We start from the raw sequence: 17,930 nt of genomic DNA on the forward strand, positions 1-17,930 counted from the left end.
TCATGGTTTTTCGTTTATGATTGTGGATAAATCTTTTCGTATAATTTCTGATAAATTTCCTTGACATTTTTACGTTTTAGTTTCATTGTAGGAGTAAGGTGGCCAGCGTCAATCGACCAAACATCAGGTGTCAGTTCAAATTTTTTGATTTGTTCCCAATGTCCGAATTTGGTGTTGATTCCGTCAATTTCTTCTTGAAAACGTTTTCTGACATCTTCGTTTTCTACCAATTCTTCGTTAGAACCTGCTTTAATTCCTTTCTTTTTTGCCCAAGATTTCACAAAGTCAAAATCAGGCTGGATGAACGCCGCCGGCATTTTTTCACCATCGCCAATTACCATGATTTCACCAATAAAACGGGACTGTTTCATTGCATTTTCAATTAATTGTGGCGCAATATATTTTCCTCCAGAAGTCTTGAACATTTCCTTCTTTCTGTCGGTAATTTTCAAGAAACCATCTTTGTCAATCTCACCGATATCTCCTGTGTGAAAATAACCGTCAACAATGGCTTCTTTCGTTTTTTCCTCGTCTTTATAATAACCCATCATTACATTTGGGCCTTTGCAAAGAATTTCTCCGTCTTGCGCGATTTTAACTTCTACATTGTCAATTATTTTTCCGGCCGTACCAATTTTAAAGCCTCGGTTTCTTCGGTCATTTACTGATATTACTGGCGACGTTTCAGAAAGTCCGTAGCCTTCCATAACATAAATTTCTGCGGCTGCAAAAACTCTTGCCAATCTTGGTTGCAATGCGGCGCTTCCGTTGACGATTAATTCTAGATTGCCGCCCAAACCTTCTTTCCATTTGCTGAAAATCAGTTTTCTGGCCAGTGATAATTGAACGCCATACCACCAACCGTTGGCGCCATCTGGTTCGTATTTTAATCCGACAGAAATTGCCCAAAAGAACAATTTCTTTTTGATTCCTGTTAATTCTGTGCCTTTTGCGATGATTTTTTCATATACTTTTTCGATAAGCCTGGGAACGCCAGTCATTACGTTTGGTTTCACTTCTTTGACATTGTCGGAAATTTTTTCGATTGATTCTCCAAAGTAAATTGCAACGCCATAATATTGGTACAAATAAGTAACCATTCTTTCATAAATATGGCAAATCGGAAGAAAACTCAAAGCTTTGCTTTTTCCTGCATCAAACGGAATTCTTTTTTCGCTTCCTAAAACGTTGGAAACAATATTATTGTGCGAAAGCATTACGCCTTTTGGTTTTCCCGTAGTTCCCGAAGTATAAATTATCGTGGCCAAATCTTCTGGTTTTACCGCTTCTTTTCTGGCATCGACTTCACTTTGGTTGCTTTCGTCTTTACCAGATTCTAAAAGTTCTTCCCAGTTTTTACATCCAGAAATGGTATTGAAACAGAAAACTTCCTTTAAATTCGGAACATTTCCTTTGATAGCATTTACTTTTCTCAAAACTTCTTCGTCTGAGACAAAGCAATAAATCGCACCAGAATGATTTAGAATAAATTCATAATCTTCCTCGGTAATAGTTGGATAAATTGGAACATTTTGTGCCCCAATTTGCAAAATCCCAACGTCCATAATGTGCCATTCGGTTCTATTGTTTGAAGTGATGACTGCAATCTTATCGTCTTTTTGGATTCCCATTCTCAAAAGCGCGCGCGAAATCGTATTGGCTTTCTTAATATATTCATCTGTGGACGTCTTAATCCACTGACCGTCAACCTTTGTCGCCAAAGCATCTGGGATGTTATATTTTTCTTGCTGATGATACGGGAAATCAAATAATCTAGTAATTGAAGCCATCTTTCTGAAAATTAAATTCCCTGCAAAATAGGAAATTATAAATATATGACCAATCTTTTTATCATTTTCGAAATGATATTTATAATATTTTTCACACTTAATTATTTAGTGGATTATAAATCATTGTTTTAATGAAAATTTGAATCAAGAAATTAAACATTTTCTTGAACTGGTTCAATGCTCAAAAACTTTACTTCGCCTAATTTTAAACTACTAAAAAAATAGAAATTATGGGCTACACAGTAATTGATAATAAGGAAGAAAATAAATTTGAAATTCACCAAGATGGATTTGTCGCTTTTGAAGATTACAAACTTTTTGACGGCGGAATTTCTTATCTGCACACCGAGGTTCCGAAGGAATTGGAAGGAAAAGGGATTGCTTCTGCCTTGGCAAAATACATCTTGGATTATGCGATTGAAAATAATTTAAAAGTAAAACCCTATTGTCCTTACATCAAGGCTTATATCGACAAACACGAAGAATATCAGTTCAATTCTGTGTTTCATAATCCTGAATTGGCTCACTTAAAATAAGCTGGTTTCGCTCGTTCTTAATTTACTCATAAATAAAATGCTGTTTAGTTATTTTCTTCTTAAAATTAGAATTGTGCTATTTTTTGACACAATAATGCTATTATCAATAATTTTTAAGTGTGAAATTTGAGAAAATTAAAAATTATAAAACAATGAGCGATATTTTAAAAAGACCAGAATTTAAAGAAAAGTACGATAATTATATTGGCGGAAAATTTGTTCCACCAGTGAAAGGAGAATATTTTGACAACATTTCGCCGATCGACGGAAAGGTGTTTACAAAAGCGGCGAAATCAAGCAAAGAAGATTTGGTTTTGGCAGTTGACGCTGCTCACGAAGCTTTCGAAAGCTGGGGAAAAACTTCGGTTACTGAAAGAAGCATTTTGTTGAACAAAATCGCGCAAGTTCTTGAAGACAATTTAGAATATATTGCGACTGTGGAAACGGTTGATAATGGAAAACCAGTTCGTGAAACTTTGGCAGCAGATATTCCTTTGGCGATTGACCATTTCAGATATTTTGCGGGCGTAATTCGTGCGGAAGAAAGCTCGATTGCTGAACTAGACTCAAATACAGTTTCAATTGCTTTGAGCGAAGCTTTGGGTGTAATTGCACAAATTATCCCGTGGAATTTCCCAATTTTAATGGCCGTTTGGAAATTAGCTCCAGCGTTGGCCGCCGGAAATACGGTAGTTTTAAAACCAGCAGAAAGCACGCCGGTTTCCATTTTAGTAATGATGGAATTGATCGAAGGAATTCTTCCTCCGGGCGTTGTAAATATCGTGAATGGTTTTGGAGCTGAACTAGGAAGAGCTTTGGTTACAAATCCAAAAGTTTCAAAAGCGGCGTTTACAGGATCGACTGCAACAGGTCGTTTGGTGATGCAATATGCTACTGAAAACATCATTCCGGTGACGTTAGAATTAGGCGGAAAATCTCCAAATATTTTCTTCCCTTCTGTAGCAGATCACGATGATGATTTCTTTGACAAAGCGGTGGAAGGCGCCGTAATGTTTGCCTTGAACCAAGGAGAAATTTGTACGTGTCCGTCAAGATTATTGATTCACGAAGATATTTATGACAAGTTTATTGCAAAAGTAATTGAAAGAACTGAAGCGATTATTGCTGGAAATCCTTTGGATAAGTCTACGATGATTGGTGCTCAGGCTTCAAAAGTGCAATATGAAAAAATACAGTCGTATATCAAGTTAGGAAAAGAGGAAGGCGCTGAATTGTTGACTGGAGGTGATGTCAATCAATTGGAAGGCGATCTTGCCGGAGGTTATTATATCAAGCCGACTTTGTTTAAAGGCCACAACAAAATGAGAATTTTCCAAGAGGAAATCTTCGGACCCGTTTTAGCCGTAACGACTTTCAAAACTACGGAAGAAGCCATCGAGCTTGCAAACGACACGATGTATGGTTTGGGAGCCGGAGTTTGGACGCGTGATGCCCACGAAATTTACCAAGTTCCAAGAGCGATTCAAGCGGGAAGAGTTTGGATTAATCAATACCATTCTTATCCAGCTGGAGCTCCGTTTGGAGGTTACAAACAATCTGGAATTGGTAGAGAAAACCACAAAATGATGCTTGGCCATTACCGCCAGACAAAAAATATGCTGATTTCTTATGACAAAAAGAAATTAGGATTCTTTTAATTTTAATTGTTTATAATTGTTGGAATAATACAGCCGTGAAACCGCGGCTGTATTTTAAATTTAGAGCTATGGTAAAAAGAGTTGACGCAACAGAAGAAGCAAGAGAAATTATAAGACAATTGCACAAAACCCACGGAGATTTGATGTTTTATCAAGCTGGCGGATGCTGTGAAGGCACGCAACCGCAGTGTTTTGAAAAAGGCGGTTTTTACTTGAGAATGGGCGATGTTTGTATCGGAACTGTGGAAGGTTTTGAGTTTTGGGTGGACCGAGATTTATTTCAATATTGGAAAAATGCGCATTTTACAATGGACGTTTTAGACGGAGTTCCAACGGGCGGTTTTTCTTTGGAAACACCACTGGGAAAAACATTTAAAATCCATTATCGCATTTTTACTCCCGAAGAAATTGAAAATTTAGAGCCCGTAAAATTGGAAGAATAAATGATTAATTTGCTAATTTTTGGTATTGTTTTGGAGTAATTCCTTCGTGTTTCTTGAACAATCTGATAAAATAATTGCTGTCTTCATAACCCAATTCATACGAAACTTCATTGATATGAATATTGGGCTCGCTTAAAAGTGTTTTTGCCATCTTAATTTTTTCTTGGGCAATAAATTCAACCGGCGTAATTCCGAGTTCTTTTTTGAAAAAACGATGAAAAGCTGTCGTGCTCATATTGGCCACATCTGATAATTTTTTCATATTAATCGAATTTTGGATATTTGCTTTAATGTAAGAAATAATCGGCGAAAGCGAAGAATTTGAATCTGAAAAAGTATTGTTTTCAAGTGATTTTTGGGTTTGCAATTGAATGATCTGAATCAGCATTTCCTGCAAAGTTAAATCGGCAATTACATCTTTCGTAACCGAATCGCTCAAGCAAACTTTAATCAATTTTTGGATGGATGTTGCCAATTCCACATTGTTATAAAAGAAATAATTATTGGCGTTTAATTGCCAGAAATTATTGGAGCCTTCCTTTGGATATTTTTCGTTCAACAAATTTAAAATCTCCGAAATTTTAGTGTGATCTAAAGCCAAAGCCAAACATTGTGTAGGATTTTGTCTGGAAGCTTCTGGAAAATCAATCTTCATTTCCACATTTGACGGCACAATAACCGTTTCGCCCGGAAGATAATCAAAACCTTCCTTATCAAAAAGATGCATCACTTTTTTACCGCGAAGCATACTTGTCACCACCAAATCATTAAATTTTAACGGAACCAATTGCGCCTCTTGATAGGTTTCAAAAATATTCAATTCACAATGATTGAGCGTATGAATCGTTCTGTTTTCAACCAAAGTCTTGAGCGAAGTTTCTTTTGAAAGGCTTGGAGCATTGAGAAGGATTCCGTTTTTTGAATTCATGATAGCTGAATTTTTTGAATTAAAGCAATTCGATAAATTTAGTACATTTTATTCTTAAAACAATTTTTATTAACGCTCGATGTGTTCAATGATAAAGCGTCTCAAATTAAATAATAACATTTTTAGTTCTTAATGTGAAATTTTAAAATTTATATTATAAAAAAATAAATTAATTTTTAATTTTTAACAATTTTTCTGTCATTTATCCGTTTTAACTAAATAATTATGCGATATTGCGGCGCTAATCGTCAAGAGATGTCATTCGCATAAGCCCCAAATTAATATGAAAAATTATTCGGTTCAAGAAATAAACGAAATTTTAAAAGGTGAGATTATCGGCTCTACATCTCAAAAAATATCTTCACCAGAGCAGTTGGAACTCGCCACCAATATTCAGATTTCTTTTATTGGAAATAAAAAATACGAAAAATTTTGGGCGCTTTCAAACGCTCCAATTGCAATTGTAAACAATGATATTTCAATTGCTCCCGGAATAAATCGCGCCTTTATCAAAGTTAAAAACGCAGATTTGGCGATGACTCAAATTTTGTCTCTTTTCGCGCAATGTGCTCCAAAATTTGACGAAGCTATTCATCCAACTGCCGTAATTCATACTTCTGCGATTATCGGAAAAAATTCATTTATAGGAGCTGGCTCTTATATTGGACCCGACGTGGTTTTAGGAGAAAACGTAATTATTTATCCTAATGTGACCATTTTAGACAGTTGTACTATTGGAAAAAATACAATTATTTGGTCAGGAAGTGTGGTCAGAGAACGATGTCATATTGGCGCACATTGTATTTTACATCCAAATGCAACTATTGGCGCCGACGGTTTTGGATTTCGTCCGTGTCCTGAAAAAGGTTTGGTGAAAATTCCACAAATTGGTAATGTGATTATCGGAAACGGCGTTGAAATTGGTTCGGGTTCTTGTGTCGATAGAGGAAAATTCAGTTCAACCATTTTAGGAGACGGTTGCAAAATAGATAATTTGGTGCAAATTGGACATAATAGTGTTTTGGGCAAATTCTGCATCATGGCCGGAAACAGTGGCTTGGCAGGTTCTGTAACTTTAGGCGACGGCGTTATCATTGGCGGAAGCGCGTCAATAAAAGATCACGTTACCATTGGAAGCGGTGCGGTTGTTGGTGCAGGTTCTGGAGTAACTGGTGATATTGAAGCAGGAAAAACGATGCTGGGATATCCGGCGGTTGAAGCCAGAAAAGCTTTGAAACAATGGGCCATTTTAAAGAGAATGGTTAATGAAGCTTAAATATGGATTTCCAACGGCGCATTTACGTCTTTTAGTATTATTACAGTTATAAAGGCGAGTAACAATATAAATTCTACTATGGTTAATAAGTAAAAACAGAAAATTCGCCAAGAGAATCCCCAAGTTTTATAAAGATTTTTTGTAGCATTGAAATAAGACCACCCTGGAAATAAAAAGATAAAAAGGGCGATTATCATTTTGGAAATTCCAAAAATGATGATATCAAAATTTAAATCTAAAATACTAAAGACGAACAAAACAGAACTGCTGATCAGCAATCCTAAAAGTGTAATACCGCCAAGTATAAAATGCTCTGCGATATTTAATTTTAGTCGTTTAAAAATTAGTTTTGCGTTCAAAGAAAAAATTGGAACGATACAAAACAGAATTATTTTTGAATATTTTGAAATAAAATCATTGAATGTGCTTTTGTTATTTTTCAATACTTCTACAGTTTCTTTAACCTGAGTTTCTTTAAAATGAAGCAGTAAAATATTTAAACCAATAACCAAAAGTGCTAAATAGAAAACATTGTAATAGCGGACTCTTTTTCCGTTGATGTAATCTAAAGCTGCCTGCCCCGGACGAATAATTGTCTCTTTTAATGTAAATAAAATTCCTTTTTCAAGGTGCCAAACGCCGTGAAGCAAGTCGTGCATCACAAAATGTTTCATGACAATTCGATGCGTATCCGTTTTTTGACCGCAGCTTGGACAAAATTTGTTATCAACATCGAAGTTGCAGTTTAGACAGTAGTTTTGGTTCATATTATATTTTTTAGTGGTAATTTTTAATATAAAATTTCAGAATTATTGCTAATAATCGCAACTCCAGAAACATTAAAATTATATAAGCAGCCGTTCTCAAGGCAAAACCAATTTTTGTATAATTCTTACCAAAGGCTCCGTAAAGTCCATTTACAATATAAGGGAATAATAAAAAGGCGACTAAAACGCTACTCCAATCAGCAATAAAAGCAAGACTTTCAACAAATTCCGTAAACATTATTATATTCTGAAAGAGCGTAATCAAAATTATTCCTAAGAAATACATTCCAAAAATAATCAGATGCTCGCTGTACAAATATTTCTTTTTATTAAATAATAGGTAGCTGTTAAAGGCATAGACGGGAATTGCCAAAAAGAGAAAAAATTTCACATATTTTCCTAAAATATCTAACACGGGACTTGACACTGATGGTTCAATATACGATATGTAATTAGCCGTCGCAGTTGCATAAATATTTTCGATAAAAATACCGAATGCAGTGAGTAAAAGGATCAAATAAAATACATTGTAATAGCTGATTCTTTTTCCGTTTATGTAGTCTAACGCCGCTTTTCCGGGTCTAAACATCGCCTGTTTTAAAGTAAACAAAATTCCTTTTTCTAAATGCCAAACGCCATGAAGTACATCATGTAAGAAAAAATGTTTTAGAGTAATTCGATGTGTTTCATTTTTCTGTCCACAATTTGAACAGAAATTTTTTTCGGTGGATTCGTTACAATTCAAGCAGCAATTATGTTCCATAAATTATTATTGTGAAACCGCTAATTTAAGAAAGTGAATGAATTATCTGAATTATTTTTTGATAATATTTCGCTCTATTCTGCTATTAAAAATAAATTTTTCTACGATATAACAAAGAATAATTCCGAAAGTGTACGCCAGCAAATCGCTCCACAAAAATCCTTGTCCTAAAACCAAATGTCCAAAAGTTGTATTTCTAATTTCAACAATCCAATTGGCTTGATATAATTGCAATATTTCAACTCCGTAACAGGTTACTATTGAAATGAATGTGATGATTTTTAAATCAGATTTTAAAAGAAAAAAACGAACTATGAAATAAATCATTACCGCATAAAAAATGTCTCCCATGAAAAGCGGAACGAAATCTAATTTTCTTGATAAAAGTCCAAGAATTATGACAAGACAAATGATGAAAAAATATAAAATTCTGGTTTTCATGAGTGTAAAGAAATAAAAAATCCTTTCGTTTTGAAAGGATTTTTTTATAATTCTATTTTTTGTTCTCCACCCATTTTCTGGCATTGACAAAAGCTTCATGCCACGGTGAAACTTCGTCGTTTCTGCCTTCAGGATAATTCGCCCAGTTCCATTGGAAAGTTGAACGTTCAATATGAGGCATCATCGCCAAATGTCTTCCGGTTTTATCACACATCATCGCAATGTTGAAGAACGATCCATTTGGGTTGGCCGGATAGTTTTCATAGCCGTATTTTCCAACAACATTGTATTTATCTTCCGTGTAAGGCAAGTCGAATTTTCCTTCACCGTGCGAAATCCAAACCCCTAGAGTACTTCCTGCCAAAGTGCTCAACATCACCGAATTATTTTCTAAAACAGAAACCGATGTAAAGCCACTTTCGTGTTTGTGAGAATCGTTATGTCTTAATTTTCCGTGCACTTCATGCTCTGGATTGATTAATTCCAATTCCATGAACAATTGTGCTCCGTTGCAGATTCCAACCGACAAAGTGTCTTCTCTTTTGAAGAAATTATCCAAAGCCGTTTTTGCTTTTTCATTGTATAAAAATGCTCCAGCCCAACCTTTTGCAGAACCCAAAACATCTGAATTGGAGAAACCTCCAACCGCTCCGATGAACTGAATATCTTCTAAAGTTTCACGGCCTGAAATCAAGTCGGTCATGTGGACATCTTTTACGTCAAAACCTGCGAGATACATTGCATTTGCCATTTCTCGTTCAGAATTACTTCCTTTTTCACGAATAATTGCTGCTTTTGGTCTTGGTTTAGAAAAATCAACAATTGGTTTTTTTCCTGTAAAGTGACTTGGGAATTCAAAACGCAAAGGTTGGTTTTTGAAATTATCAAAACGTTCCTTGGCTTTCAATTCACCCGATTGTTTTCGGTCTAATAAATACGAAGTTTTGTACCAAGTATCTCTAGCTTCTGTCACATCAATCGAAAGATTTTGATTTCCGTTTTTAATAGTAACAGTATCGCCTTCTTTTACTTTTCCGATGTTGAAGAACGCCACATTATTTTCATTCAGAACAGTTTCAACCGAAGCATCTGCTTGGAAAACAATTCCGATATTTTCTGAAAATAAAACTTTTATGGTATCGCTTTCGCTTAATGCACTCAAGTCGTAATCAGCGGCCAAATTCACATCAGCAAAACACATTTCCAATAAAGTGGTAATCAAACCACCGCTTCCAATGTCGTGTCCCGCTTGGATTTTACCGGCTTTAATCAAATCTTGAATTACGTTGAACGTATTCTTGAAATTTGCTCCGTTTTTAATCGTAGGAACTTCGGTTCCAATCTTATTCAAAACCTGAGCGAAAGAAGAACCTCCTAATTTGAAATCGTCTTGAGAAAGGTTAATGTAATAAATATTTCCTCCGTTTTTCTTTAAAACGGGTTCCACCACTTTTTGAATATAGGTACAATTTCCGCCTGCAGAAATAATCACCGTTCCAGGAGCAATCACGTCTCCATCAGGATATTTCTGTTTCATAGATAGTGAATCTTTTCCTGTCGGAATGTTGATTCCCAATTCAATAGCAAAGTCAGAACAGCTTTGAACGGCTTCATACAAACGAGCATCTTCGCCTTCATTTTTACAAGCCCACATCCAGTTGGCCGAAAGCGAAACGCCTTTCAAACCGTCCTTAATCGGAGCCCAGATAATGTTTGACAATGATTCTGCAATTGCAGTTCGGCTTCCAGCTGCAGGATCAATCAACGAAGCAATAGGCGAGTGGCCAACAGTCGTGGCAACACCTTCTTTTCCTAAATAATCCAATGCCATCACACCAACGTTATTCAAAGGCAATTGCAACGGACCAGTACATTGTTGTTTCGCAACTTTTCCACCAACGCAACGGTCAACTTTGTTGGTCAGCCAGTCCTTACAAGCAACAGCTTCCAATTGCAATACTTGGTCAAGATAATTTTTAAAGTTTTCTTGCGTATAGTCTAAGTCTGTATATTTTCTATCAATCGTAGTATCGTTCATCACGACTTTTGGAGAACTTCCGAACATATCTTCCAAAGCAAAATCCATTGGTTTTGCACCCGTAGTTTTTGATTCAAAAGTAAAACGGTGATTTCCGGTCACGTCACCCACTTGATACATCGGCGAACGCTCACGATCAGCAATTTTTTGTAGAGTTTCAATATCTTTCTGACCGATCACCAATCCCATTCTTTCCTGAGATTCGTTACCCACAATTTCTTTTGCTGATAAAGTTGGATCGCCAACAGGCAATTTATCCAAATCAATCAAACCGCCCGTTTCTTCCACCAATTCTGAAAGACAGTTCAAATGTCCACCAGCACCATGATCGTGAATCGAAACAATTGGGTTTTCGTCGCTTTCCACCAATCCACGGATGGCGTTTGCAGCACGTTTTTGCATTTCAGGATTCGAACGCTGGATGGCATTCAATTCAATTCCAGAATTAAAAGCACCTGTATCTGCTGAAGAAACCGCAGCACCGCCCATACCAATTCTGTAATTTTCTCCGCCTAAAATAACAATCTTATCGCCTTCTTTTGGTTTTTGCTTAATGGCTTGATTTAGTTTTCCGTAACCAATTCCACCGGCAAGCATGATTACTTTATCGTAACCAAGTTTTCGATTTTCTTCAACTCTGACAGGGTTTGAAACCCTGTCAGAGTTAGTATTTGACGCTTTTTCATCGTGTTCGAAAGTCAAAATCGAACCTGTAATCAAAGGCTGACCGAATTTATTTCCAAAATCAGAAGCTCCGTTTGAAGCCTTGATCAAAATATCCATCGGTGTTTGGTACAACCATTTTCTTTCGTTCATGGCTTCTTCCCAAGGACGATTTTCTTCCAAACGAGAATACGAAGTCATATAAACTGCAGTTCCAGCCAATGGCAATGAACCTTGTCCACCAGCCAAACGGTCGCGAATTTCTCCACCAGAACCGGTTGCAGCTCCGTTGAAAGGTTCAACCGTTGTTGGGAAATTATGGGTTTCCGCTTTAAGCGAAATTACCGAATCAAAATCTTTAGTTTCGTAAAAATCTGGTTTGTCAGCTGATTTTGGTGCAAATTGCTGTACTCTCGGCCCTTTTACAAAAGCCACATTATCTTTATAAGCCGAAACAATATCGTTCGGATTTTCAGCCGATGTTTTCTTGATTAATTTGAATAGGGAAGAAGGTTTTTCTTCGCCGTCAATCACAAAAGTTCCGTTGAAAATCTTGTGACGGCAGTGTTCTGAATTTACTTGAGAAAATCCAAAAACTTCTGAATCTGTTAGTTTTCGGCCTAATTTTTTAGCCAAATTATCTAAATATTCTACTTCCTCTTTGCTTAAAGCCAAACCTTCTTTCGCATTAAAAGATGCAATATCTTCAATTTCAAGAATTGGTTCAGGTTGAATATTTATAGTATAAATTTCTTGGTTTAATGCAACGTATTTCTGAGAAAGCATCGGGTCAAAATCAGAAAAAGCTTCAGTAACTTTTTGAAATTCTTCAATTCTAATAATACCGTCGATGGCCATATTTTGTGTAATCTCAACAGCATTCGTACTCCAAGGAGTAATCATTGCGGCACGAGGACCAACAAAAAAATCCGCAAGGACGGATTTTTCTATTTTATGTGTGTTGCCAAAAAGCCAGTTTAATTTTGAGATATTTTCTGCCGAAAGCTCTCCCGAAACTTCGGGATTCGTTTGAACTGCAAAAACGGTGTTGCTTTCGTTTCCGAAGAAATGAATCATTGTGTTTATTTTAGTTGTTGTTGTGGTGCAAATTTAGTTCAAAAAGTTTAAAGTCAAAAGTTTTAAAGTCAGAAATTGGAAAGTCATAAAGTTGAAAGTCGAAAAATAAATTGGGACAAAAAAAAGTAGCAGTTGGTAAAAAATAATAGCCAAGAATTACACTAATTTTCACCAATAAAGTCGCGAAAATTCGTATAATTCTTGGCTAGAGAAAAACTTATTTACAAAGAATTATTTTTTGCGTTTCATCAAGATTTCCATTGATTTGAATTCTTTTCCGTCAGGCGAAGTGTCAAAAGATTCCATTTTTTGCGTGTCATTGTCAATTATAGTAACGACTTGTCTGTATTTTTTAGATTTTTTAGTCATTGGATCAACCATTTCTCCGCTGAAAGTTGTTGATTTTGAAGAAGGATCAAATTTTCCTGTGGCAATCATCATTCCGGTCGCCATATTGTCAATCCAAGTAGAAGTATATTCTTGCGAAGCATTGTTGAAAGCCATAGTTGAAACGCCTTCAAAGTCCATTCCCATTACTTTTCCTTTGTGTTTTTGCTCTTGGTATCTGCCGCCTAAAATCATTTTTACATCTGCAGTTGCCGTGTATTTCTGAGGATTTTTATCGTCGGGACCCATCCAAAAAGTCAATTCTTCGTTCCAAGTTCCAGCTTCAGAAGCCATTCGTTTGTGCGGTTCTGTTGGGGTTGCATATTCTTCCCAAGCTTTCTGCATTGCTACAGAATCCATTGGAGCTTCAGGAGTTTCAGTCGTAGTCGTAACTTCTGGAACTGTGTCAGCTTCGATAACCGTTTTTTCTTCGATTTTCACTTCTTTTTTGCAAGAAGCAAAGCACAGCATCAGCGCGCCTAAATACAAATAAGTTGTTTTCATGATTTATTTTGTTTTGATTGTTCAACCAAATTTACAAAATAAATCAATTAAATAACTGAAAATGAAATTGTTGATTTATTCAGGAATGTAATTGTAAGCGCCAACATCTGGAGTCGTTGTTCGCAAATTTCCTTTGATATCGTTTCCACCTAAATTATTTCCAAAATTTCTCGCAGCAGAATCTTCTCCAATCATCAAATTATTTTGGTTGGCATTGAGAAACCTTGGATTTTCTCTTGTAATATTGGTTTCGTCAGCCATAAATGCATAAAGCGGATTATTGGTGACATTTGACGAAGTACTCAATTTGATGATACATTTGCTGAAAATCGGAGAAAAAGGCTGTCCGTCATCTTCATAATCTAAAGCCAAACCGTTTTGATTTGTACTATAAATAATGCAGTTTTCAAATTTGGTATCTATTAAAGGATATGTCGTTTCGCCTTGATTAATGTAATTATCAATTCGCAAAGCAAATTTATTTGTTCCTGACCAATTGTTATTAAAAGTCGAATGTGTGAAGTTGTATTTTCCTCCTAAATTGCAATATAGAGCAGATGATCCAGCATAATTTATAACTACATTTTTTCCGGAAATATAACCTCCTTGTGACAAAATTCCTGAGTTTGCCGAATTATAAATTTGTACGTTTTCTAGTGTCAAATCAGCCGTTGGGTTTTCCAAACCGTTATTTCCAAAAAGTAAAAATCCGATTGTCGCATTTTTTAAAGTCAGATTTGTGACTGAATGTTCCTTGCTTCCTTGGCGCAAATAAATAAATCCCCATTGACCAGGAACGTCTGAAAAAGCAGATTCCAAGCGATCTCCTTCCAAAATCACTTCATTTTCTAAAGCTTCAGTCGTCGATTGACTTCCGTTAATTTTTAACGAACCGCCATCTTGAACAATAATTCCAGAATCAGCGTGAAAATGTATTCTGGCACCGGCATTTATGTTCAACGTTTTGTCTGCGGGAACTGATGCATAACCATAAATTACATAAGGTTTATCATTGTTCCAATTAAATTCATCGCCGTTCACAGGATGGTTTTCCTGAAGCGTTCTGCCTATGATTTGCGTTGTCGCGCCATTTTCGTCTTGACCAAAATCCACGGCTTCATAAACGCCATTCACACGATTTGGATAAATAAAATAAGCGTCTTTCACTAAAGTCACCAATTCCACGGTTTGCAGATTGCTTCCGGCATCAAACTGAATTTGATCGGTATATAAAAACTGCGCGTCAGCACCAGCAAATTCGTTGTAATCGATTGTGGTTTCTATGAAAATAAACAGGCTGTCTTTTGCCAAAAGTTCTACATTATTGAATGTTTTTCCGTCGATTCCTTGTGCTCCGTCGATCATCATTCTGTATTTTGAGTCGCTTCGGCCTAATTTAATCGTAGGAATACTGATGTCTTTATTACTTCGATTATAGACTTTTAAACGGTATGTGCTGGATCCTATATTCGTAAAAACGGTATCCAAATAAACTGTATCCCTAGAAAATTCTAGGTTTCCGGAACTTTGTTCAAAATCAAAATCTTCTCGACACGAAGTCAATGAAATAGCAAATACAATAAAAAGGAAAAATATAGAATTACGCATCGGTTTTGAATTTTGGTAAAAATAGTAAAAATCTGATTTGGATTTGACTTAATCTCAAAAATCAGAATTTGCTTTAGCTTAAACTTCAAAATGTTAAAATTAGTGTGTTCGTTTTAACTTTTTTCTATAGATCACAAAACTTATTACGCAGTATTTTTCCGTAATTTTGGAAAATATAAATAAACAGAATGGCAATCGATAAAAATACAATGCTTGAAAACTGCAAAAAGTGGTGCCAAAACACGCTGATGGAGACTTTAGAAATCGAATTTATTGACGCTGGAGACGGGTTCTTAAAAGCCCAAATGCCAGTAAATCCAAGGGTTCACCAACCAATGGGATTGTTGCACGGTGGCGCTTCGGTTGCATTGGCCGAAAGCGTGGGAAGTGCGGCTTCGCTAATGTTCATCGATCCTGAAAAACAAGAAGTGAGAGGCATTGAAATTTCTGCAAATCACGTGAAAAGCAAACGTGCTGGAATGGTTTATGGAACCGCAAAAATCATCCACAAAGGCAGAATGGTGCATCTTTGGGAAGTTCGAATTACAGACGAAAATGACCTTTTGATTTCGCTTTGCAAGATCACTAATATTGTATTGGATAGAACGAAATAAGATGTCAGAATTACTTCAAAAAGCTACTAAATATTTACAGGAAAAATTGCCTTTCGTGATTTATTCCAAGCCAAATGAAGCCAAGATTGTTGGTGTTTTCCAAAAAGATGCAACTTTAAATTTTACCGAAGATTTCACAGAAACCGGATTTGTTTTTACCTCTTTTGATGGAGAAAAACTTGTGTTAATTCCAGAAAATAATTCAGATGTTTTCGTGGAAAATTTTGAAACTATTGATGTTGAAAATGCTTCAATTTTTGATTCGGAAATAAATAATGAAGCCAAAGGAAATTTCGAGAATTTGGTTCAAAAAGGAATTGACGCTATTAATTCAGAAAGTTTTCAAAAAGTAGTTTTGTCTAGAACCGAAGCAGTTTCCGTTGAAAATGCGGATATAATTTATTTATTCCAAAAATTAGTTTCGAGTTATCCAACGGCTTTTAAATATTGCTTTTTCCATCCAAAAGTAGGTTTGTGGCTCGGTGCGACTCCAGAACAGCTTTTGAAAGTAAATTCAAACGAAATAAAAACAGTTGCTTTGGCCGGAACCCAAGTTTTTAAAGAAGGCAAAATTACGTGGGAAAATAAGGAAAAAGAAGAACAGCAATTTGTGACTGATTTTATTCTAGATAATTTAAGCGAATTTGTTTCTTCCAAAACTTTTACAGAGCCTTACACTTTCAAAGCTGGAAATATTGTGCACATTAAAACAGATATTTCGGCAACTTTAAAGGATAAGAAAGACGTCAAAAAAGTGCTGAAGATTTTGCACCCAACGCCAGCCGTTTGCGGACTTCCGAAGAAAGAAGCAAAAGAATTTATACTTAAAAACGAAGGTTACGATAGAGAATATTATGCCGGATTTTTGGGCGAACTGAATAAAGATTTCGCAAAAAATGAAACAGAAAAATCCGATTTATTTGTCAATTTAAGATGTATGAAAATTGAAGAAAAAACGGCAAATCTTTTCATAGGTTGTGGCATTACAAAGGACAGCAATCCTGAAAAAGAATTTTTTGAGACGGTTAATAAGTCGTTGACAATGAAAAAAATACTGAGATAACGCCGAAAAATTTCTGCTTATCTTTAAACTAAACAAACAAAATGAAATTAGATATATTATTTTTTGGCGCACATCCTGACGATGTTGAATTGGGTTGCGGCGCAACAATTGCAAAAGAAGTTTCACTTGGTAAAAAAGTGGGAATTGTTGATTTAACTCGAGGCGAATTAGGGACGCGCGGCACCGCAGAAATTAGAGACGAAGAAGCGAAAAATGCAGGAGAAGTTTTGGGAGTTTCTGTTAGAGAAAATCTGGCAATGCGCGATGGTTTTTTTGTTAATGATGAAAAACATCAATTGGAAGTCATCAAAATGATCAGAAAATATCGTCCAGAAATTGTGATTTGCAACGCAATCGACGACCGTCATATCGATCACGGAAAAGGAAGCAAATTAGTTTCTGACGCTTGTTTTCTTTCGGGATTAATTAAGATTGAAACACAATTTGACGGAAGTTATCAAGACGCTTGGCGACCAAAGTTAGTTTATCATTATATTCAATGGAAAGACTTAAAACCCGACTTTGTTGTGGATGTTACTGGTTTCATGGATAAAAAAGTGGAATCGTTAATGGCTTATAAATCGCAGTTTTTTGATCCAAATTCTGACGAACCGACGACGCCAATTGCTACAAAAAACTTCCAAGATAGCATATTATACAGGGCTCAAGACCTTGGACGACTCATAAATTCAGAATATGCAGAAGGTTTTACTGTTGAAAGATATTTGGCAGTCAATAGCTTAGGAGATTTAGTGTAAATTTTTGAAATTTTTATTTGCAGAAATCAGTTTTTGCAGTATATTTGCACTCGTTAAACAAATGGTGGTTGTAGCTCAGCTGGTTAGAGTATTGGTTTGTGGTGCCGAGGGTCGCCGGTTCGAACCCGGTCAGCCACCCATTTTTACAAAGCTTCAGAGAAATCTGAAGCTTTTTTTTTGCGCTTATTTTTGCTAATTAAAACTTAAATCAAATGCTTCTCAAGCCGATATTGATTAAATTAGTAATAAAAACAAACACTATGTCAAAGCAAATTTTTATAGGAAGCGCCATTTCTTTCAAGTCACTAAGAGATTATATTTTTGATCATAAAATCAATAAAGGAGATTCAATCATTCTAAATCCGATGAATTATCAAGCTATTATTGAGGAAATCAAAAAGTCTGATGAAGAAATTGAAATCCCAATTAATATTTTTGGAATTTTATTGGTGCAACACGATTCAGTAGAACTAGGAAAAATTCAAATTGTAAAAGATGAAAATTTAAATTCTTAAAAAAATAATTCTTAAATGTTATAAAATTCAAATTATTTGTTTAGTTTGGCAAAATATTCCGTATGGAATGAAATATGTCAATATTATAAACACTTAATTTT

At 35.6% G+C, this 17,930-nt stretch carries 16 protein-coding genes and 1 tRNA gene; 9 read left to right on the top strand and 8 right to left on the bottom strand.

Features of this window, described 5'->3' with window-relative positions:
* Window positions 1–14: 14 nt before the first annotated feature.
* Window positions 15–1,790: an AMP-dependent synthetase/ligase gene (locus ACFPVY_RS06825; protein WP_379791224.1), complete on the bottom strand. Its 1,776-nt coding sequence runs from the start codon at window positions 1,788–1,790 to the stop codon at window positions 15–17.
* A 230-nt stretch (window positions 1,791–2,020) separates the two neighbouring features.
* Between ACFPVY_RS06825 and ACFPVY_RS06830 the strand changes: the two genes are divergently transcribed.
* The 3 genes from ACFPVY_RS06830 (at window position 2,021) to ACFPVY_RS06840 (ending at window position 4,427) form a co-directional block, all read left to right on the top strand.
* Window positions 2,021–2,326 (top strand): GNAT family N-acetyltransferase, encoded by a 306-nt coding sequence (locus ACFPVY_RS06830; RefSeq protein ID WP_379791225.1) that lies wholly within the window; start codon window positions 2,021–2,023, stop codon window positions 2,324–2,326.
* Window positions 2,327–2,478: 152 nt separating this feature from the next.
* A complete protein-coding gene (locus tag ACFPVY_RS06835) occupies window positions 2,479–3,984 on the top strand; it encodes an aldehyde dehydrogenase family protein (RefSeq protein WP_379791226.1) in 1,506 nt (501 codons plus the stop codon).
* A 68-nt stretch (window positions 3,985–4,052) separates the two neighbouring features.
* Window positions 4,053–4,427: a DUF779 domain-containing protein gene (locus ACFPVY_RS06840; protein ID WP_379791227.1), complete on the top strand. Its 375-nt coding sequence runs from the start codon at window positions 4,053–4,055 to the stop codon at window positions 4,425–4,427.
* A gap of 4 nt (window positions 4,428–4,431) precedes the next feature.
* Here the strand turns inward: ACFPVY_RS06840 and ACFPVY_RS06845 are convergent, their stop codons facing one another.
* A complete protein-coding gene (locus ACFPVY_RS06845) occupies window positions 4,432–5,355 on the bottom strand; it encodes an AraC family transcriptional regulator (RefSeq protein ID WP_379791228.1) in 924 nt (307 codons plus the stop codon).
* A 283-nt stretch (window positions 5,356–5,638) separates the two neighbouring features.
* Between ACFPVY_RS06845 and lpxD the strand changes: the two genes are divergently transcribed.
* Window positions 5,639–6,631, top strand: coding sequence for a UDP-3-O-(3-hydroxymyristoyl)glucosamine N-acyltransferase (gene lpxD / locus ACFPVY_RS06850; RefSeq protein WP_379791229.1), 993 nt, complete (start codon window positions 5,639–5,641; stop codon window positions 6,629–6,631).
* On the opposite strand, the gene ACFPVY_RS06855 is transcribed toward lpxD, so the two are convergent.
* The 6 genes from ACFPVY_RS06855 to ACFPVY_RS06880 all read right to left on the bottom strand — a co-directional run bounded on the left by ACFPVY_RS06855 (window position 6,628) and on the right by ACFPVY_RS06880 (window position 14,879).
* Window positions 6,628–7,398 carry a DUF3667 domain-containing protein gene (locus ACFPVY_RS06855; RefSeq protein ID WP_379791230.1) on the bottom strand — a complete coding sequence of 257 codons (771 nt, stop codon included), beginning with the start codon at window positions 7,396–7,398 and terminating at the stop codon, window positions 6,628–6,630. The genes lpxD and ACFPVY_RS06855 overlap by 4 nt on opposite strands.
* 10 nt (window positions 7,399–7,408) lie before the next feature.
* A complete protein-coding gene (locus ACFPVY_RS06860; RefSeq protein ID WP_379791231.1) occupies window positions 7,409–8,161 on the bottom strand; it encodes a DUF3667 domain-containing protein in 753 nt (250 codons plus the stop codon).
* A 51-nt stretch (window positions 8,162–8,212) separates the two neighbouring features.
* Window positions 8,213–8,602: a ribosomal maturation YjgA family protein gene (locus ACFPVY_RS06865; protein ID WP_379791232.1), complete on the bottom strand. Its 390-nt coding sequence runs from the start codon at window positions 8,600–8,602 to the stop codon at window positions 8,213–8,215.
* A 52-nt stretch (window positions 8,603–8,654) separates the two neighbouring features.
* Entirely contained in the window at window positions 8,655–12,380 is a 3,726-nt protein-coding gene (gene purL / locus ACFPVY_RS06870) for a phosphoribosylformylglycinamidine synthase (RefSeq protein WP_379791233.1), read from the bottom strand.
* Between the two features lie 231 nt (window positions 12,381–12,611).
* On the bottom strand, window positions 12,612–13,271 hold the full coding sequence (locus ACFPVY_RS06875) for a DUF1579 domain-containing protein (protein WP_379791234.1): 660 nt from the start codon (window positions 13,269–13,271) through the stop codon (window positions 12,612–12,614).
* 75 nt (window positions 13,272–13,346) lie between these two features.
* Complete coding sequence (locus tag ACFPVY_RS06880) at window positions 13,347–14,879, bottom strand: hypothetical protein (protein WP_379791235.1); 1,533 nt, start codon at window positions 14,877–14,879, stop codon at window positions 13,347–13,349.
* A gap of 188 nt (window positions 14,880–15,067) precedes the next feature.
* On the opposite strand from ACFPVY_RS06880, the gene ACFPVY_RS06885 reads away from it, so the two are divergent.
* The 5 genes from ACFPVY_RS06885 (at window position 15,068) to ACFPVY_RS06905 (ending at window position 17,829) form a co-directional block, all read left to right on the top strand.
* Window positions 15,068–15,493 (top strand): PaaI family thioesterase, encoded by a 426-nt coding sequence (locus ACFPVY_RS06885; RefSeq protein ID WP_379791236.1) that lies wholly within the window; start codon window positions 15,068–15,070, stop codon window positions 15,491–15,493.
* A 1-nt stretch (window position 15,494) separates the two neighbouring features.
* On the top strand, window positions 15,495–16,556 hold the full coding sequence (locus tag ACFPVY_RS06890; RefSeq protein WP_379791237.1) for an isochorismate synthase: 1,062 nt from the start codon (window positions 15,495–15,497) through the stop codon (window positions 16,554–16,556).
* A 41-nt stretch (window positions 16,557–16,597) separates the two neighbouring features.
* Window positions 16,598–17,314, top strand: coding sequence for a bacillithiol biosynthesis deacetylase BshB1 (gene bshB1, locus ACFPVY_RS06895; RefSeq protein ID WP_379791238.1), 717 nt, complete (start codon window positions 16,598–16,600; stop codon window positions 17,312–17,314).
* A 64-nt stretch (window positions 17,315–17,378) separates the two neighbouring features.
* Window positions 17,379–17,452: transfer RNA gene (locus ACFPVY_RS06900), tRNA-His, on the top strand.
* 122 nt (window positions 17,453–17,574) lie between these two features.
* Window positions 17,575–17,829, top strand: coding sequence for a hypothetical protein (locus ACFPVY_RS06905; protein WP_379791239.1), 255 nt, complete (start codon window positions 17,575–17,577; stop codon window positions 17,827–17,829).
* The last annotated feature ends 101 nt before the right edge of the window (window positions 17,830–17,930 follow it).

This window comes from Flavobacterium qiangtangense, assembly GCF_042658345.1.
GTDB classification, from domain to species: domain Bacteria; phylum Bacteroidota; class Bacteroidia; order Flavobacteriales; family Flavobacteriaceae; genus Flavobacterium; species Flavobacterium qiangtangense.

Excerpts from the sequence above, each read along its gene's own strand:
- ACFPVY_RS06825 (WP_379791224.1), bottom strand. The coding sequence starts at position 1,790 with ATGGCTTCAATTACTAGATTATTTGATTTCCCGTATCATCAGCAAGAA.
- ACFPVY_RS06830 (WP_379791225.1), top strand. The coding sequence starts at position 2,021 with ATGGGCTACACAGTAATTGATAATAAGGAAGAAAATAAATTTGAAATT.
- ACFPVY_RS06835 (WP_379791226.1), top strand. The coding sequence starts at position 2,479 with ATGAGCGATATTTTAAAAAGACCAGAATTTAAAGAAAAGTACGATAAT.
- ACFPVY_RS06840 (WP_379791227.1), top strand. The coding sequence starts at position 4,053 with ATGGTAAAAAGAGTTGACGCAACAGAAGAAGCAAGAGAAATTATAAGA.
- ACFPVY_RS06845 (WP_379791228.1), bottom strand. The coding sequence starts at position 5,355 with ATGAATTCAAAAAACGGAATCCTTCTCAATGCTCCAAGCCTTTCAAAA.
- lpxD (WP_379791229.1), top strand. The coding sequence starts at position 5,639 with ATGAAAAATTATTCGGTTCAAGAAATAAACGAAATTTTAAAAGGTGAG.
- ACFPVY_RS06855 (WP_379791230.1), bottom strand. The coding sequence starts at position 7,398 with ATGAACCAAAACTACTGTCTAAACTGCAACTTCGATGTTGATAACAAA.
- ACFPVY_RS06860 (WP_379791231.1), bottom strand. The coding sequence starts at position 8,161 with ATGGAACATAATTGCTGCTTGAATTGTAACGAATCCACCGAAAAAAAT.
- ACFPVY_RS06865 (WP_379791232.1), bottom strand. The coding sequence starts at position 8,602 with ATGAAAACCAGAATTTTATATTTTTTCATCATTTGTCTTGTCATAATT.
- purL (WP_379791233.1), bottom strand. The coding sequence starts at position 12,380 with ATGATTCATTTCTTCGGAAACGAAAGCAACACCGTTTTTGCAGTTCAA.
- ACFPVY_RS06875 (WP_379791234.1), bottom strand. The coding sequence starts at position 13,271 with ATGAAAACAACTTATTTGTATTTAGGCGCGCTGATGCTGTGCTTTGCT.
- ACFPVY_RS06880 (WP_379791235.1), bottom strand. The coding sequence starts at position 14,879 with ATGCGTAATTCTATATTTTTCCTTTTTATTGTATTTGCTATTTCATTG.
- ACFPVY_RS06885 (WP_379791236.1), top strand. The coding sequence starts at position 15,068 with ATGGCAATCGATAAAAATACAATGCTTGAAAACTGCAAAAAGTGGTGC.
- ACFPVY_RS06890 (WP_379791237.1), top strand. The coding sequence starts at position 15,495 with ATGTCAGAATTACTTCAAAAAGCTACTAAATATTTACAGGAAAAATTG.
- bshB1 (WP_379791238.1), top strand. The coding sequence starts at position 16,598 with ATGAAATTAGATATATTATTTTTTGGCGCACATCCTGACGATGTTGAA.
- ACFPVY_RS06905 (WP_379791239.1), top strand. The coding sequence starts at position 17,575 with ATGTCAAAGCAAATTTTTATAGGAAGCGCCATTTCTTTCAAGTCACTA.